Here is a 17,274-nt window from a genome sequence, read left to right on the forward strand (position 1 = left end):
ATAGCTAACAACTCTTTTCGATAAGGTGAGTAGCTGAAACTTTAAGAATTCACTTTATCAATAATTATGGGCTGAGTGGGAAAAATATCCCATAAAATCCGATGAAGTGCAAAAACGTGTTCAAAAGTGGGGTAATTTATTAACAAAGTGGTTTTTAGTGGTAAAATGTGGTAATAATATTTATATATTTGAGTTATATAAACTAAACACATCCATTTTGGACATATTTTTCTTTGGGACTTTTAATTGCAAGGCTGATGCCAAGGGGCGTATTATGCTCCCTGTCGCGCTGCGTAATCAAGTGGCTCCGATCCTAAATGATGGGTTTTTTATCAAGAAATCATATTTGAGCGAATGTTTGGAATTATACCCGGCATATGAGTGGCACAGAGTGATGGCAGAATTGAATGAAAAGAGCAGGTTCGATGAAGAAAACCTACAGTTTATAAGAATGTATACCGCAGGGCTACGTCAAGTAGAAGTAGACTCGACCGGTAGATTATTGATACCGAAAGATATTATTTCATTAGGTGGTATTAGCAAAGAAGTAGTTATTGCACCAATAGGAAAGCGATTAGAGATTTGGGACAAGAAAGCCTATGATGAATCTATAAGCGCAACGAAAGAAGAGAAGGTGAAGTTGGCAAAGCGTGTAATGTTAGGTGAAAAACCAAGTGGAGATGTATCATAACCCTGTATTACTGAAAGAATCGGTAGATGGCTTGAACATCAAAGAAGACGGTATATATGTAGACGTAACCTTTGGTGGTGGCGGTCACTCGAAAGAGATATTAAAAAGATTGGGCAAAGAAGGCAGATTATATGCTTTTGATCAAGATGAAGATGCGCAAGCAAATACATTAGGTGATCCAAGATTTACGCTAATCGCGGAAAATTTTAGATACATCACCCAGTTTTTAAAGTTCTATGGCATAAAGAAGGTAGATGGTATTCTAGCGGATTACGGAGTTTCATCGCACCAATTCGATCAAGCGGAAAGAGGATTCTCTACCCGTTTCGATGCAGATTTAGATATGCGAATGAGCAAGCGCAATACGCTATCGGCTTTTGAGGTCGTAAATAAGTTCTCATATGATGACTTGCGTAAAGTATTGTTCGAGTACGGCGATATTAGAAACGCGAATGCCATGGCAAAAGTAATTGTTGCCAGTAGAGAAGAAGAGCAGATACAAACAACCGATGCGCTGAAAACAGTGTTGAAGCAGTTTTTGCCAGAACATAGGCAGCATAAAATATTGGCACAGATATACCAAGCGATTCGCATAGAGGTGAATCAAGAGATAGAAGTGATCAAAGAGTTTTTGGAGCAGGCTCCAGAATTATTGAATGAAAAAGGAAGGCTAAGTGTTATTAGCTACCACTCTTTAGAAGATAGGCTTGTAAAAAGATTTATAAGAGCAGGTCAGTTTGACGGAGAGCCAGAAAAAGATTTTTACGGCAATATAGATGTACCGTTAAAAAAGGTTGGTGGGTTGATCGTGCCAACAAGAGAAGAGATAAAATTAAATAACAGAGCACGTAGTGCAAAATTAAGAATAGCAGAGCGTAATGGCGAAAAATAAAGTGAAAACGGGTGTATTAGACCTATTAAAGGGTAAGTTTTTGGTGAGCGGTGACGCCCCTAAAAATTGGCTGTTTATTATTTTCATTTCATTTTTGGCAACGGTAATGATCAGTAGCTCTCATAGCGCCGATCAAAAAGTACACCGTATCGCTTTATTAAATGAAGAAGTAAAAGAATTGCGTAACGAGTTCGTAGATATGCGATCAGATGTACAGCAGCTAAAATTAGAATCGAGCATTACCGGTAAAATATCGGAAAAAGGACTGTTTCCTTCAGAGAATCCCCCGCAGAAAATTAAGGTGAAATCTTTAAAAGAGGAGGAATAATGGCGGCAACAGATAAAAGCATATTAAAAAGGCTCTATATAGTAGCAGGTTTCATGGTACTCTTTGCGGGTGCAGTGTTATTTAAGCTGGTTTCTATACAAGTAGTAGATGGCGAAAAGTACCAGGCATTGGCAGATACACGTACCGAGCGTATGTTTACTATTGAGCCAAATAGAGGTAATCTATATTCTGACGATGGTAGCCTTTTGGCAACTTCAGTATCTAAATACACCATTCGTTTTGATGCCGTAACCGTTAGCAGCGAAGATTTTAAAGCAAATGTAAAACCATTGGCAGATGCCTTGGCTAAGAATTTCGGTAAAACATCTTCTCACTATCAGCAGGTTTTAAGAAAAGCACGTGAGAATAAAAATAGATATGCATTGCTTGTGCGTAACCTAGATTATTCTGAATACATGGCGGTAAAGAAATTTCCGCTTTTGAATAAGGGGGCGTATAAGGGCGGACTCATTATTGAGCAGCATACCAAAAGAGAGCATCCGTTAGGTAAAATTGCCGAGCGTAGTGTAGGGTATGAGCGTGTAGATGAAAACGGATATTATACCCGTGTGGGTATGGAAGGTGCTTTTGGGGAATACCTAAGAGGAATTTCTGGAAAGCGCTTAAAGCAAAAAATAGCAAAAGGACAGTGGAAGCCTATCGGTAACGATAATATCATTGAGCCAAAAGATGGCTACGATGTGTATTCGACCATTGACATTAATATACAAGATATAGCGCACCATGCTTTATTAGGTCAGTTAGAGAAATACCAAGCAGACCACGGTACGGTAATCGTAATGGAAGTGAAAACCGGTGAGGTAAAAGCGATATCGAATTTGGGTCAGACGACCGATGGAAAATATTACGAGCGTTTAAATTATGCTATAGGTGAGTCTCACGAGCCAGGTTCAACATTTAAGTTGGTGAATTTAGTAGCAGCATTAGAAGATAAGGTGATTGATACCAGTTCTGTAATCGATACGGAGAAAGGCTCTTGGAAATTATATAAGCATACCATTAGAGATACCAAGCGTGGTGGTCATGGAAAAATTACCATGTCTACGGCTTTTGAAGTATCGTCGAATGTGGCATTTGCAAAAATGATACATGAAGGGTATAAGAACGATCCAGAAAAATACGTGAACCGATTAATGAGCATGGGTATTCATAAAGAATTAGGACTTCCGGTTGTTGGTGAAGGTAAACCAGTGCTGCGTTACCCAGGTGATAAAGGTTGGTCAGGGCTTTCTTTGGCACAAATGGCTTATGGTTATGAAGTATCTATGACGCCGCTACAAACATTGGCATTTTATAATGCTATTGCGAACGATGGCGAAATGGTAAAGCCACGATTGTTGAAAGAAGTTAAAGAGTGGAACAAGACAATTGAGAAGTTTGAAAAGAAAGTATTGAACCCTGCAATTTGCTCACAATCTACGGTAAAGAAAGTACAGCAGATATTAAAGAATGTAGTAGAGAAAGATCACGGTACAGGTCACCGTATGTATTCTAAGAATTTTTCTATGGCAGGAAAAACAGGGACTACGCAGACCAATTATGTGTCTAAAGATAAATCGAAGTACGAGTACATTTCTTCGTTCGCAGGATATTTTCCGGCAGACAATCCGAAATACTCTTGTATCGTAGTGATCCATAAGCCAGACAAAAGTGTTGGGTATTATGGTGCAGATGTATCTGGTCCGGTATTTAAATCTGTAGCACAAAAAGTATATGCAACATCGCCGTTAACAAGTGAGGTAGATGTAAAAAATGTGTTGATCGCCAAAAATGAAGATTCGCACCAAGGATATTACAAAGCAGCGCAGCAGAAATATTCATCAATGCCAAATGTAAAAGGGATGTGCGGTATGGATGCCGTAGCCATTCTTGAGAATTTAGGAATTGAAGTAGAAGTAAAAGGAAACGGAAAGGTGAAGAACCAATCTATCAACAAAGGCACCGATTTAAAATCAGTGAAGAAAATAGTATTAGAATTAATATGATGCATTTAAAGGACATATTATATGGAGTGCGTATTACTGCTGTTAGCGGTACTACCTCTTGTGATATAGCATCAGTTTGTTTTGATTCTCGCGAGGTTCAAAAAGGTGATGCCTTTGTAGCGATTAAAGGAACTTTGACCGATGGTCATAAATATATAGATCAAGTTGTAGCTGCAGGTGCAAGAGCAATTGTTTGTGAGCAATTACCGGCAGACATGATTGATGATGTTACCTATGTACAGGTAGAAAGTGGTAATCAAGCATTGGCTTTGATGGCTTCTAACTACTACGGTACACCATCTAAGAATTTAAAACTAGTAGGTGTTACGGGTACAAATGGTAAAACCACGGTATCTAGTTTATTATATCAGTTATTCAAAAAAGCAGGGTATAAAGTGGGCTTGTTATCAACCATTAAAATTATGGTCGATGAAACTGAATTTCCAACAAAGCATACCACTCCCGATGCATTGGTGATCAACAAGCATTTAAAGTTGATGAACGATGCCGGTGTAGAGTTTTGCTTTATGGAAGTAAGTTCTCATGGTATTCATCAGAAAAGAACAGAAGGCTTGGTATTTGAAGGCGCGATTTTTACGAATCTGTCTCACGATCACCTAGACTACCATAAAACATTTGCAGAATATCGCGATACCAAAAAAATACTGTTTGATCAGTTGCCAAAAACGGCATTTGCATTAACCAATGTAGATGATAAGAACGGCTTGGTAATGTTGCAGAATACAAAGGCTAGAAAAGCAAGCTACGCCTTAAAGAATTATGCAGATTACAGAGCACAGATATTAGAAAATCAGTTCGACGGACAGTTGTTGAAAATCAATGACCATGAACTTTGGACGAAATTAATAGGTCATTTCAATGCATATAATATGTTGGCGATTTACGCGACAGCAGATTTATTAGGATTGGAGCAATTAGAAACCCTGCGCTTATTGAGCGAGTTGGAAAATGTAGATGGAAGGTTTCAGTATTACATATCAAAGAAAAAAATTACGGCAATAGTTGATTATGCCCATACGCCGGACGCCCTTAAAAATGTGCTTGAGACAATCAACACGTTGAGAACTGGAAATGAAAACGTCATCACCGTTGTGGGGTGTGGTGGCGATAGAGACAGATCAAAGCGTCCGGTAATGGGTAATATCGCATCAGAGATGAGTAACAAGACCATTTTCACCTCTGATAACCCGAGAACGGAGTCGCCAACTGAAATTATTTCAGAAATGGAGGCAGGAGTAGAACCACAGAATGTCAAAAAGATTTTATCCATCGAGAATAGAGAGCAGGCGATTAAAACAGCTTGTCAACTAGCAGATGACAACGATATCATATTAGTAGCCGGTAAAGGTCATGAGACCTACCAAGAAACCAACGGAGTACGTATAGATTTCGATGATTTTAAAATAGTAAAAGAGCTCTTAAACAGCTTAGAAAAATAACCAAGGCTTAGTAGCAAAGAATACAGATTATATGTTAACCTACCTGTTCGAATATTTAGAAAAACAATACCAGTTGCCTGGAGCTTCGCTGTTTCAGTTCAGCACTTTCCGTGCGGCAATGGCTATACTGTTTTCATTAATGATTGCGACGATTTACGGTAAGCGTGTTATTCTTTTTCTTCAAAAGCAACAAGTAGGGGAAACCATTCGCGATTTAGGTCTTGATGGTCAAAAGCAAAAAGCAGGTACGCCAACAATGGGTGGGGTAATTATAATCATGTCCACCTTGATACCAGTATTGCTTTTCGCAAGATTAGAGAACATATATATCATACTGTTGATATTCACCATGCTGTGGATGGGAGCAATCGGATTCTTAGATGATTACATTAAAGTATTCAAAAAGAATAAAGAAGGATTAAAAGGACGTTTCAAGGTATTGGGTCAAGTAGTATTAGGCTTAATCGTAGGTGCAGTACTTTATTTTCACCCACAGGTAACAATGCGTGATCATGATAAAACAATTATTACGCAAGATTACACTGTTGAGCAGGTAAAAGGAGCAGAGATTAAGTCAACCATGACAACGGTTCCTTTCTTTAAAAATAATGAGTTTGATTATGAAAGTCTAATATCATGGGCAGGCGATGATGCAAAAGAATATGCTTGGTTGTTATTTATACCGGTAATTATTTTGATAGTAACTGCGGTATCTAACGGAGCAAATTTAACAGATGGTATCGATGGTCTCGCGGCAGGTACATCGGCAATAATAGTATTTACGCTGGGCATTTTTGCCTTGGTATCTGGTAATATCATATTCTCTGATTATTTGGATATCATGTATATACCACGAGTAGGTGAGTTGCTGGTATTCATTACCGCTTTTGCAGGAGCATTGATCGGATTCTTATGGTATAATGCCTTCCCGGCACAAGTGTTTATGGGCGATACGGGTAGTTTAACTATCGGTGGCGTAATTGCTGTAATCGCAATTATAGTACGTAAAGAATTATTAATACCTGTGTTATGCGGAATCTTCTTTGCAGAGTCGCTTTCAGTGATGATACAAGTAGGGTATTTCAAATACACAAAGAAAAAATTTGGTGAAGGTCGACGTATATTTTTAATGTCCCCATTACATCACCACTACCAAAAAATGGGATACCACGAGAGTAAGATCGTAACCCGTTTTTGGATTGTAGGTATACTATTGGCAATTGTAACTGTAGTGACCTTAAAAATTAGATAATGGCATTACTGGTAGTTCTTGGAGGAGGAGAAAGTGGAGTAGGAACAGCCATTTTAGGATTAAAGAAAGGATACGATGTATTTGTATCTGATAAAGGAATAATTAAAGAGAAGTATAAAAACGTTCTTGAACATTTTGGAATTGATTGGGAAGAAGAACAGCATTCTGAAGACCGCATACTAAAAGCCGATTTGGTAATGAAGAGTCCGGGTATACCAGACAAAGTACCCTTGGTAAAGCAGTTGGTGTCGAAAGGTATTCCAGTAATATCAGAGATAGAATTTGCATCAAAATACACCGATGCAAAAATTATTGGTATTACGGGAAGCAACGGAAAAACGACAACGACCATGCTAACCAGCCACATTCTGGCAAATGCCGGATTGAAAGTGGGTATGGCAGGAAATATTGGTGATAGTTATGCGAAAATGGTTGCAGAGAATGATTTTGAGTATTACGTACTTGAGATTAGCAGTTTTCAATTAGACGGCATAGTAGATTTTAAACCACACATTGCCGTGATTACGAATATTACACCAGATCATTTAGATCGGTATGAGTATGAGTTTGAAAACTATATCGCATCTAAATTCAGAATTGCAGAAAACCAAGACGAAAACGATTATTTGATTTATGATGCAGATGATACAGTTTTGGTAGAATGGCTGAACAAGCACCCAGTTAAATCAAAATTAATGCCCTTTTCATTGAATAAAGTATTTGAACAAGGCGCATTTATAGAACAAAACGAGATAATAATAAAAACAACAACAGACACTATTAGCATGATTAAAGACACTTTGGCCTTAGAAGGTCAGCACAATGTAAAGAACACAATGGCAGCGGCAACAATTGCAAAATTAGTTGGTATCCGTAAGGAAACGATAAGAGCCTGTGTTTCTAATTTTCAAGGGGCTCCCCACCGTTTGGAGAAGGTGTTGAAAATACATCATGTAGAATATATCAATGACTCAAAGGCAACGAATGTAAACGCTGCTTATTACGCATTAGATAGCATGAAAACACCTACTGTATGGATTGTAGGTGGTGTAGATAAGGGCAATGAGTACATGGAGTTAATGCCATTGGTACGAGAAAAAGTAAAAGCAATTATTTGCTTAGGTGAGAATAATGAAAAGATAAAGCATGTATTCGGTAATGCTGTGGATCTATTAGTAGAAACATATGCAATGGAAGAAGCGGTGAAAGTAGCTTATAAGATTGCAGAACGTGGCGATACGGTTTTGTTATCACCGGCATGTGCAAGTTTCGATTTGTTTAAGAATTATGAGGATCGCGGAGATCAATTTAAGAACTGTGTAAAGAACCTATAGGGTGTTGAATATATTTCAAAATATAAAAGGAGATAAAGCTATTTGGGCCATTGCGGCACTCTTGGCCTTATTTTCATTTCTGCCAGTATATAGTGCCAGTAGTAACTTGGTGTATGTAGTAGGTAGTGGTACGCCAGTTGGTCATTTGGTAAAACATGCCATACTGTTGTTTTTAGGCTTTGGAATTATTTATGGGGTACATAAAATACCTACACACTTCTTTAAGGGGCTTTCAATGATTGCACTGCCTATAGTGTTGGTCTTGCTCATATTCGTATTGGCACAAGGCACCTCAAGTGGTGGTACTAACGATAGTCGTTGGATACGCTTACCATTGGTAGGTTTCGGTTTTCAGCCTTCTAACTTGGCAGCAGTAGTATTAATGATATATGTAGCGCGTTATTTCTCAAAAGTTAGAGATATAAAAATAACATTTAAAGACAGCATATTGCCTTTATGGCTTCCGGTTTTCTTAGTAGTAGCACTTATTTTACCAGCGAACTTTTCAACGGCAGCAATCGTTTTTTCAATGGTTATGGTATTGTGTTTTTTAGGAGGATATCCTATGAAATACTTATTTGGCATTGTTGGAGCGGGTATGTTGTTTTTGACCATGTTCGTATTAACGGCAAAAGCTTTCCCAGATTTATTCCCGAATAGGGTAGATACGTGGATGAGCCGTATAGATAGTTTCTCAAACCCTGAGGATACCGAAGGCTCCTATCAAATAGAAAGAGCAAAAATAGCAATAGCTACTGGCGGAGTAATGGGTAAAGGAGCTGGAAAAAGTGTACAGAAGAACTTTTTGCCACAGAGTTCATCAGATTTTATCTATGCGATTATAGTGGAAGAATATGGTTTGATAGGAGGATTTATTCTCATGTTATTTTACTTGTTTCTCTTGTTTAGAATAGTGGTGGTTGCCAATGGTTGTGCATCGGTCTTTAGTAAGTTATTGGTGCTAGGTGTTGGTTTGCCCATTGTGTTTCAAGCGTTGATCAATATGGCAGTAGCGGTGGAGTTGTTTCCGGTAACAGGTCAGAACTTACCATTGATCAGTAGTGGAGGTACTTCTAGTTGGATGACCTGTTTGGCGATAGGTATAATTTTAAGTGCAAGTAATAAAAGTATAGCTCAGGAGAGTGCTTCTGGCAACGATATTGATATGGATGAAACGAACCCTTTAGAGATTTTAAGTGGGCAGTTATAAGTTTATTCTATCAGGAGGAGGTACTGGCGGACATATTTATCCGGCGATAGCCATAGCGAACGAATTGAAAAGGAGACATCCTGATGCAGAATTTTTGTTCGTTGGTGCGAAGGATAGAATGGAGATGGAGAAAGTACCACAAGCAGGGTACAAAATAGAAGGATTGTGGATTACAGGAATTCAGCGCAAACTGACCCTTAAAAATCTACTATTTCCAATAAAATTGATAAGTAGTTTAATGAGAGCAAATAGCATCGTATCGAAGTTTAAGCCACACGCCGTAATTGGTACGGGTGGTTTTGCTAGTGGTCCGTTGTTAAAAATGGCAACCGTAAAAGGAATACCATGTGTGTTGCAAGAACAAAATTCTTTTGCAGGCATTACTAATAAACTATTAAAAGATAAAGTGAAGAAAATCTGTGTGGCATATGATGGCATGGAGCGATTTTTTCCGAAAGATAAAATTGTAAAAACAGGTAATCCTGTACGTTCAGATTTGGTAGAATTGAAAGCTACTAAAGATGAAGCTTTACAGTATTTTGAATTGAAAGCCGATAAGAAAACACTTTTAGTATTAGGTGGAAGTTTAGGGGCAAGACGCATCAATCAATTGGTAGCGGATCATTTAGAATATTTTAAAGCATTAGGCTTACAAGTAATATGGCAATGTGGTAAAGGGTATTATGAAACCTACAAATCACATCAGTCAGAGAACATTAAAGTGCATGCTTTTTTAAACTCGATGGATAAAGCTTATGTAGCAGCAGATTTCATTATTTCAAGAGCAGGTGCAGGTGCGGTATCAGAATTGTGTTTGGTTGGGAAACCAACATTCTTTATTCCTTCGCCAGTTGTGGCAGAAGATCACCAGACCATGAATGCATTGTCGTTGGTTGGGCATGAAGCCGCAATTATGATTAGAGAAAAAGAGCTTGATGCGAAATTTAAAACGGAGTTTGAATCGGTATTTAAATCCGTAGAAAAGCAACAAGAATTATCAAAGAATATTAAGTCATTGGCGTTACCAAATGCCACTGCTGATATCTGTGATGAAATAGAAAAATTGATAAAATAAAATGAACGTAACGCAAATACATAAGGTGTATTTTATTGGCATAGGGGGCATAGGTATGTCTGCTTTGGCGCGTTATTTTGCGTTTATAAATAAGGCGGTTGCTGGGTATGACAAAACCGAGAGTCCGCTAACGAAAGAATTGGCAAGTTCAGGTATTGATATTCATTATACAGATGATATTGATGCTGTGCCGCAAGAATATAAGAATGACCCAGAGCATACCTTGGTAGTGTATACGCCAGCAGTACCTGCTTCTCATTCTGAGTATCAGTATTTTTTAAATAATGGATTCACGATTAAGAAACGTTCAGAGGTACTTGGTTTGATAACCAAAGACTCTTTTTGTTTAGCAGTTGCCGGTACGCATGGTAAAACAACAACCTCTAGTATTTTGGCACATTTGTTAAAAGAAACAGGAGTTAAAATGACGGCGTTCTTAGGCGGAATTTCAGAAGATTTCAATAGTAATTTCCTGTTAGAAGGAACGGAGTATTCGGTGGTAGAAGCAGATGAATTTGATCGTTCATTTATGCAGTTGACACCAAATGTAGCCTGTGTTACGTCAATGGATGCTGATCACCTTGATATTTATGGTGATGCGCAAGAATTGGAAAGAACATTTGTAGATTTTACCAGACGCTTAAAACCAGGCGGTAAATTATTTGTTCGAAATGGTTTGCCTTTAGAAGGGTTGACCTATGGTATAGAAGACGATTCGGATTATTGCATCCGGAACATAAAAATAGAACATGGCACCTACATATTCGATTTGGAGACCCCTGACCTCAAACTAGAAGGGGTTGAATTTAACAAACCTGGGCGACATAATTTGTTGAACGGTTTGGTAGCTTTCGCAATGGCGATGCAAGCAGGTTCCCCGCCGCATCGCCTTGCAGAGGCATTAGCAACATTTAAAGGAGTGCAAAGGCGATTTTCGTATCAGATTAAAAGTGATGATTTCATTTTTATTGATGATTATGCACATCACCCTACTGAAATCAATGCTGTTTTTGAAGCAGTTGCAGAAATGCATCCGAATAAAAAGGTATTGGCAATTTTTCAGCCGCACTTGTTTTCAAGAACACGTGATTTTGCAGATGAGTTCGCAAAAAGCTTATCGCAATTCGAGAATATGTTGTTGTTAGATATCTATCCGGCTAGAGAAGAACCACTTGAAGGGGTAACGGCAGAATGGTTGTTGGGTAAGGTGACAAGTAGTAATAAAAAATTAATTTCAAAAGAACAAATCGTTTCTGAGATAAAAAAACAAGATCCTGAAGTTTTACTAACAATGGGAGCTGGAGATATAGGTTTAGAAGTTGTGAAAATAAAAAAAGAGATGTCGTATGCAGGTTAATTGGAATTTTATAAAGTTGGCTGCTTTGATTCTGGTAATCATGGGGTTATATGCTTTTTCGAATGAGCGTAATAGCACCAAGAATGTTACGGGAATGAAGGTAGAATTCGTTGGGGAGCAAAATTTGTACCTCACCGAAGGAACGGTTAATAAATTGTTAATACAAAATTACGGTAGCCTTGATAATGTGCCTAAAGAAAATATAGTTTTGAATACTGTAGAAAAGGCCCTTGAGGCCAATGAAATGGTAAAAAGTGCACAAGTCTATCTAACAATAGATGGTGAGCTGACGTCGAGAATTGTTCAACGTAAGCCAATAGGACGTATTGAGGGGGATTCAAAATTCTATTTGGACGATGAAGGAAAGAGAATGCCTCTTTCAAATAATCATTCAGCAAGAGTTCCCATTATAACGGGCAATATCAGTGGTAAAAGCCTTGAAGATGTCTATGTCATTTTGGAACATATAAATATGGACGATTTTTTTCGTGAATCTGTTATTGGTATTCACATTAAAGGAGAAGAAGAATATCAGTTACGATTAAGGCTTAACAATTTTGTTGTGAACATAGGCGGTATTGAAGATTTAGAGGCCAAGTTTAGCAATTTTAAGGCATTTTATGCCAAAGCGAACAAGGATGAAACCTTGGAGGATTATGCAGAAGTAAGTTTAGAATTCAATAACCAGGTGGTGTGCACTAAAATATAATTAAAATGGAACAAACTAAATATTCAGTCGGTTTAGACATTGGAACAACGAAAATCGTTGCCATAATCGGAAAGCAAAACGAGTATGGTAAAATTGAGATTTTGGGTATCGGTAAGTCCAAAAGTTTAGGTGTACACAGAGGTGTGGTAAATAATATTACCCAAACGATAAAATCTATTCAGCAGGCGGTTGAAGAGGCAGAAGCAAATTCTGGTCTTAAAATTGGTTCTGTTGTTGTTGGTATCGCCGGTCAGCATATTAGAAGTTTACAGCACAGCGATTACATTACCAGAAAAGATTCTGAGGAAGTAATCGGTGACGAAGATGTAGACTTACTATGTAATCAAGTGCACAAATTGATTATGCTACCGGGTGAAGAGATTATTCATGTTTTACCACAAGAATACAAAGTTGATGGTCAAGCTGAAATACGCGAGCCTGTTGGTATGTATGGAGGTAGGCTAGAAGCTAACTTTCATGTAGTAGTTGGTCAAGTTGTTTCTATAAAGAATGTAGGTCGTTGCATTAAAAGTGCAGGATTAGATTTAGGAAATATAACACTAGAGCCACTAGCGTCATCTGATGCAGTATTAAGTCAAGAAGAAAAAGAAGCAGGTGTAGCACTAATCGATATAGGTGGTGGTACAACTGATCTGGCTATTTTTAAAGATGGTATCATTAGACATACGGCAGTAATACCTTTCGGTGGTGGAGTCATTACAGAAGATATTAAAGAAGGATGTTCGATTATAGAAAAACAGGCAGAGTTGTTGAAAACCAGATTTGGTTCAGCATGGCCGGGAGAGAACAGAGATAACGAAATTGTATCTATACCAGGTTTACGTGGTAGAGAGCCAAAAGAAATCTCTTTGAAAAATCTTTCTAAAATAATTCATGCACGTGTAGTTGAGATTATCGAGCAAGTATATGTAGAAATCAAAAACTACGGTCACGAAGAACAAAAGAAGAAATTGATTGCAGGTATCGTGTTAACAGGTGGTGGAAGCCAACTAAAACATTTAAAGCAATTAGTAGAATATATAACAGGTATGGATACTCGTATCGGGTACCCTAACGAACACCTAGCAGGCGATTCTGATGAAGAAGTTGCTAGTCCGTTATACGCAACAGCTGTTGGACTTTTAATGAATGCCATTAAAAATCAGGAGAAGTTGAAATTAACGCAAGAAGAAATTTTACAAGAACAAGAACTTGAGCAGGAAGAAGAAGAGTTGGTATATGCTGAACGAGATACCGAAGCAGTAGCACGCCCAAACCTGCATAAAGAAAGAAAATCTGTTTTTGATAAGTGGTCTGAAAAATTGAAAGAATTTTTAGATAACGCAGAGTAATAAGCATAGCACAAGAGAATACATAACCAGTAATAATTAGAATATGAGTAAGAACAGCGAATTTGATAATATCTCCTTTGATCTACCAAAGAATCAAAGCAACGTTATAAAAGTCATTGGTGTAGGTGGCGGTGGTAGCAATGCCATTAATCACATGTTCCAAGCAGGAATTAACGGAGTTGATTTTGTGATCTGTAATACAGATTCTCAGGCTTTAGACAATAGTCCGGTGCCAAACAAAATACAATTAGGCATTTCATTAACTGAAGGTTTGGGTGCTGGTGCCAATCCTGAAGTAGGTGAACAAGCTGCCATGGAAAGTATGGAAGAGATTAAAAGTATGTTGGATACAACTACTAAAATGATCTTCATTACTGCAGGTATGGGTGGGGGAACAGGAACTGGTGCTGCTCCCGTAATTGCCAAGTTTGCAAAAGAAATGGATGTTCTTACTGTTGGTATCGTTACTATGCCGTTTCAATTCGAAGGTAAAATGCGAGTTGAACAAGCACAACGTGGTATTGAAAAATTACGCAATAATGTCGATTCGCTGATCGTCATTAATAACAATAAATTAAGAGAAGTATACGGAAACCTAGGTTTCAAAGCTGGTTTCTCTAAAGCTGATGAAGTATTAGCAACTGCTGCTAGAGGTATTGCAGAAGTTATTACACATCACTATACACAAAACATAGATTTACGTGATGCTAAAACAGTACTATCTAATAGTGGTACTGCTATTATGGGTTCTGCTATTTCATCTGGTTCTGCAAGAGCTAATGAGGCAATCATGAAAGCATTAGATTCTCCGTTATTGAATGACAACAAAATTCAAGGAGCTAAAAATGTATTGTTATTGATTGTTTCTGGTGCACAAGAAATTACTATCGATGAGATTGGAGAAATCAATGATCATATTCAGATTGAGGCAGGATACGGAGCAAACATCATTATGGGTGTTGGTGAAGATGAGAGCTTAGGCGAAGCTATTGCTGTAACGGTAATTGCTACAGGTTTTAATATTGAGCAACAAGATGATATTGTAAATACTGAGTCAAAGAAGATCATACATACTTTGGAGGAAGGACAACGTGCAGAGGCAATGTTGTTATCGAACCAAAAAACGGTCCATACTTTAGAAATGGACGATGAGGAAGAGGAGGTAAAACAAGTTAAACCCGTAAAAAAGTATGAGTTCGTTGAGGAAGAAGATTTTGATTTGATACCTACAACGAACTATATTAAAAATTTCAATGTTTTTTACGAGGAAGTATTAGCGGAGAACGTTTCAGAAGAAGATTTTGTTATCGTAGATGCACCTTCATCTTTTAGAGATATTGAAGTAGTTGAACCAGAAGAGATACAAGTTGAAGAAGAAGATGATCAATTTACAGTTGGTTTTGAAAGTTCATCAAGAGGAGAAGAGGAGAAAGAAAACGTAATCATGTTTGATCTACATGATGAAGTAAAAGATATAGATGTTAATGAAAGCATCGAAATTGTACCAGTATTAGAGTATAATAAGAATGGTGAAAAACGCTATAGTTTAGATGACTACATGCAGTTAGAAAGTAAGCTGACTGGTGCAAAATCTAAGGCAGAAGAGTTCGAACCTAAAATTATTGAAGACGAGTTGGTATTCGAGAGAAAAACTGTAGCTCCAAAAAGAGAAGCACACCCAGAGGAACAATTAGATCCAATGGAAACGCCGATTGAAGAGTTATTGAGAGATAGAGCAGATGAACGTAGAAGAAAATTGAAAGATTTCAATTATAAGTTCAAAAATAACGCGCCTACTAGCTATGACGAAAAGAAACCGGCATATCAAAGACAAGGTGTTGATTTGAATGAAAGTTCACGAGAAAAGAAGATTTCTAGAACATCGTTGAGTGGAGATAGTAACGATGATATACAGTTAAGATCTAATAATTCATTTTTACATGATAATGTAGACTAATAATAGTCTTATAATATTTTTAAACCCGAAAACTAAGTTAGTTTTCGGGTTTTATTTTTTTATCTTTGCTGACCAAAATAAAGATAAAATGGGACTACAGCAGAGAGTAATGGAGCAGTTGAAATTAGCTATGAAAGCAAAGGATGCTGTAGCGCTAGAATCACTTAGGGCTATTAAATCTGCTTTATTGGTAGCGAGCACGAGTGGAGGTGGTGAAATAACTGAAGATGATGAGATACAAATAGTACAGAAGTTAGTAAAACAACGAAAAGATAGTGCTGCTATTTTTATAGAACAAGGAAGACAAGATCTTGCTGATCCAGAATTGGCACAGATTGCGGTAATAGAACAATTTTTACCAGAACAACTTACAGAGGAAGAGGTAGAAAAAGTAGTAGTTCAAACTATAGAAGCTACCGGTGCTTCAGGAATGAAGGATATGGGTAAGGTTATGGGGATTGTTTCTAAAGAATTAGCCGGTCAAGCAGACGGTAAATTAATATCTACAATCGTAAAAAGTAAATTAGCGTAACATAGATTTGTATTAGGGCATTTTTAATTTTTAATTTTGCTAATTGCTAATTGCTAATTGCTAATTGCTAATTGCTAATTGCTAATTGCTAATTGCTAATTGCTAATTGCTAATTGAACACTGAATATAAAATAATGGCCTCGTGGCGCAACTGAATAGCGCATCAGATTTCGGCTCTGAGGGTTGGGGGTTTGAATCCCTTCGAGGTCACTAAGTTTTAAAGCCACATCTTAAAAGGTGTGGCTTTTTTGTGTTTTAATTCTCATTGTAATAAGGTGAGTTAGTATAACCTATGTATATGGGTAGAGTTTAGGGGAATAAGTAGCTAATAATTTAAATTTTATATCATCTTTTATTTAGCCTATTGAAAATGGTGGTAGTATGTACAGACAGTATTGGTAGAACTAGTTTTTAGTAGATGTTTTAAACTGATGATTATAGTTGCTGATTAATGATATACCAAGTTCTAATAGCTAGAATTCGATGTGCTATATATGAGTAACAATTTAAACCGATCTTTTTCTACCTATGTTTTCGCTGTTGTTAGAGTGTAAGTCATAGATAAGCTATACTGTCCTTTCGAGGTCACTAAATTTTAAAGCCACATCTTAAAAGGTGTGGCTTTTTTGTGTTTTAATTCTCATTGTAATAAGGTGAGTTGGTATATCCTTTTTATATAGGTAGAGCTTAGTGGTATAAGTGGCTAATAATTTAAATTTTATGCTATCTATTGTTTCGCATATAGAAAGTGGTGGTAGTATTTGCAGATAGTATTGTTAGAACTGGTTTTATGTAGAGTTTTAAATGGATGATATTATACTGCTATATCAAGTTCAAGTAACGAGAATTCGATGTAGTATATATGAGTAACAATAAAAATCAATTTTTTTTCTCCTTATGTTTTTGCTGACGTAAGAGTATAGATTTTAAAATTGCGATGTTATTATATATTGTTTACACTTTTTTTGGGTCTTAATATGTAATATAATGACTTGGTGAAACTTCTTTTTGAGTATCTAATGCTGTTTGAATTTGAGAAACACAAACCAGTTTAATAGTGGAAGGTTGTAATGTGTATTGAGGTAATCAATGTTGTTCAATTTTTATGTGATTTCTGTT

General features: G+C 37.2%; 14 protein-coding genes and 1 tRNA gene. All 15 read left to right on the plus strand.

Going from position 1 to position 17,274, the window contains the following annotated elements; all coding sequences use genetic code 11:
- Positions 1 to 217 precede the first annotated feature (217 nt).
- The 15 genes from QSV08_RS20755 (at position 218) to QSV08_RS20825 (ending at position 16,365) form a co-directional block, all read left to right on the plus strand.
- Positions 218 to 691 (plus strand): division/cell wall cluster transcriptional repressor MraZ, encoded by a 474-nt coding sequence (locus QSV08_RS20755; protein ID WP_324025591.1) that lies wholly within the window; start codon positions 218 to 220, stop codon positions 689 to 691.
- Positions 681 to 1,583: a 16S rRNA (cytosine(1402)-N(4))-methyltransferase RsmH gene (rsmH, locus tag QSV08_RS20760; RefSeq protein ID WP_324025592.1), complete on the plus strand. Its 903-nt coding sequence runs from the start codon at positions 681 to 683 to the stop codon at positions 1,581 to 1,583. Before QSV08_RS20755 ends, rsmH begins: the two co-directional genes overlap by 11 nt.
- On the plus strand, positions 1,570 to 1,911 hold the full coding sequence (locus QSV08_RS20765) for an FtsL-like putative cell division protein (RefSeq protein ID WP_394346276.1): 342 nt from the start codon (positions 1,570 to 1,572) through the stop codon (positions 1,909 to 1,911). The genes rsmH and QSV08_RS20765 overlap by 14 nt, the downstream gene beginning before the upstream one ends.
- Positions 1,911 to 3,917: a penicillin-binding protein gene (locus QSV08_RS20770; protein ID WP_324025593.1), complete on the plus strand. Its 2,007-nt coding sequence runs from the start codon at positions 1,911 to 1,913 to the stop codon at positions 3,915 to 3,917. Before QSV08_RS20765 ends, QSV08_RS20770 begins: the two co-directional genes overlap by 1 nt.
- Positions 3,914 to 5,377 (plus strand): UDP-N-acetylmuramoyl-L-alanyl-D-glutamate--2,6-diaminopimelate ligase, encoded by a 1,464-nt coding sequence (locus tag QSV08_RS20775; protein WP_324025594.1) that lies wholly within the window; start codon positions 3,914 to 3,916, stop codon positions 5,375 to 5,377. Before QSV08_RS20770 ends, QSV08_RS20775 begins: the two co-directional genes overlap by 4 nt.
- Before the next feature lie 31 nt (positions 5,378 to 5,408).
- The gene (gene mraY / locus QSV08_RS20780; RefSeq protein WP_324025595.1) at positions 5,409 to 6,629 is read left to right on the plus strand and encodes a phospho-N-acetylmuramoyl-pentapeptide-transferase; all 1,221 of its coding nucleotides are present in this window, start codon (positions 5,409 to 5,411) and stop codon (positions 6,627 to 6,629) included.
- Positions 6,629 to 7,963, plus strand: a complete 1,335-nt coding sequence (murD, locus tag QSV08_RS20785; RefSeq protein ID WP_324025596.1) for a UDP-N-acetylmuramoyl-L-alanine--D-glutamate ligase — start codon at positions 6,629 to 6,631, stop codon at positions 7,961 to 7,963. Before mraY ends, murD begins: the two co-directional genes overlap by 1 nt.
- Position 7,964: 1 nt before the next feature.
- A complete protein-coding gene (locus tag QSV08_RS20790; RefSeq protein ID WP_324025597.1) occupies positions 7,965 to 9,173 on the plus strand; it encodes an FtsW/RodA/SpoVE family cell cycle protein in 1,209 nt (402 codons plus the stop codon).
- Positions 9,160 to 10,248 (plus strand): undecaprenyldiphospho-muramoylpentapeptide beta-N-acetylglucosaminyltransferase, encoded by a 1,089-nt coding sequence (murG, locus tag QSV08_RS20795; RefSeq protein ID WP_324025598.1) that lies wholly within the window; start codon positions 9,160 to 9,162, stop codon positions 10,246 to 10,248. The genes QSV08_RS20790 and murG overlap by 14 nt, the downstream gene beginning before the upstream one ends.
- 1 nt (position 10,249) lies before the next feature.
- The gene (gene murC, locus QSV08_RS20800) at positions 10,250 to 11,605 is read left to right on the plus strand and encodes a UDP-N-acetylmuramate--L-alanine ligase (RefSeq protein WP_324025599.1); all 1,356 of its coding nucleotides are present in this window, start codon (positions 10,250 to 10,252) and stop codon (positions 11,603 to 11,605) included.
- Entirely contained in the window at positions 11,595 to 12,314 is a 720-nt protein-coding gene (locus tag QSV08_RS20805) for a cell division protein FtsQ/DivIB (RefSeq protein ID WP_324025600.1), read from the plus strand. The genes murC and QSV08_RS20805 overlap by 11 nt, the downstream gene beginning before the upstream one ends.
- 5 nt (positions 12,315 to 12,319) lie before the next feature.
- On the plus strand, positions 12,320 to 13,666 hold the full coding sequence (gene ftsA, locus QSV08_RS20810) for a cell division protein FtsA (protein ID WP_324025601.1): 1,347 nt from the start codon (positions 12,320 to 12,322) through the stop codon (positions 13,664 to 13,666).
- A gap of 43 nt (positions 13,667 to 13,709) precedes the next feature.
- Entirely contained in the window at positions 13,710 to 15,623 is a 1,914-nt protein-coding gene (ftsZ, locus tag QSV08_RS20815) for a cell division protein FtsZ (RefSeq protein WP_324025602.1), read from the plus strand.
- A gap of 88 nt (positions 15,624 to 15,711) precedes the next feature.
- Positions 15,712 to 16,155 (plus strand): GatB/YqeY domain-containing protein, encoded by a 444-nt coding sequence (locus QSV08_RS20820; protein WP_324025603.1) that lies wholly within the window; start codon positions 15,712 to 15,714, stop codon positions 16,153 to 16,155.
- A gap of 136 nt (positions 16,156 to 16,291) precedes the next feature.
- A tRNA-Arg gene (locus tag QSV08_RS20825) sits at positions 16,292 to 16,365 on the plus strand.
- The last annotated feature ends 909 nt before the right edge of the window (positions 16,366 to 17,274 follow it).

The organism is Maribacter sp. BPC-D8 (assembly GCF_035207705.1).
Classification (GTDB): Bacteria; Bacteroidota; Bacteroidia; order Flavobacteriales; family Flavobacteriaceae; genus Maribacter.

Coding starts and splice junctions, on each gene's coding strand:
- murD (WP_324025596.1), top strand. CDS start 6,629: ATGGCATTACTGGTAGTTCTTGGAGGAGGAGAAAGTGGAGTAGGAACA.
- ftsZ (WP_324025602.1), top strand. CDS start 13,710: ATGAGTAAGAACAGCGAATTTGATAATATCTCCTTTGATCTACCAAAG.
- QSV08_RS20770 (WP_324025593.1), top strand. CDS start 1,911: ATGGCGGCAACAGATAAAAGCATATTAAAAAGGCTCTATATAGTAGCA.
- rsmH (WP_324025592.1), top strand. CDS start 681: ATGTATCATAACCCTGTATTACTGAAAGAATCGGTAGATGGCTTGAAC.
- QSV08_RS20765 (WP_394346276.1), top strand. CDS start 1,570: ATGGCGAAAAATAAAGTGAAAACGGGTGTATTAGACCTATTAAAGGGT.
- QSV08_RS20820 (WP_324025603.1), top strand. CDS start 15,712: ATGGGACTACAGCAGAGAGTAATGGAGCAGTTGAAATTAGCTATGAAA.
- QSV08_RS20805 (WP_324025600.1), top strand. CDS start 11,595: ATGCAGGTTAATTGGAATTTTATAAAGTTGGCTGCTTTGATTCTGGTA.
- mraY (WP_324025595.1), top strand. CDS start 5,409: ATGTTAACCTACCTGTTCGAATATTTAGAAAAACAATACCAGTTGCCT.
- QSV08_RS20775 (WP_324025594.1), top strand. CDS start 3,914: ATGATGCATTTAAAGGACATATTATATGGAGTGCGTATTACTGCTGTT.
- murC (WP_324025599.1), top strand. CDS start 10,250: ATGAACGTAACGCAAATACATAAGGTGTATTTTATTGGCATAGGGGGC.
- ftsA (WP_324025601.1), top strand. CDS start 12,320: ATGGAACAAACTAAATATTCAGTCGGTTTAGACATTGGAACAACGAAA.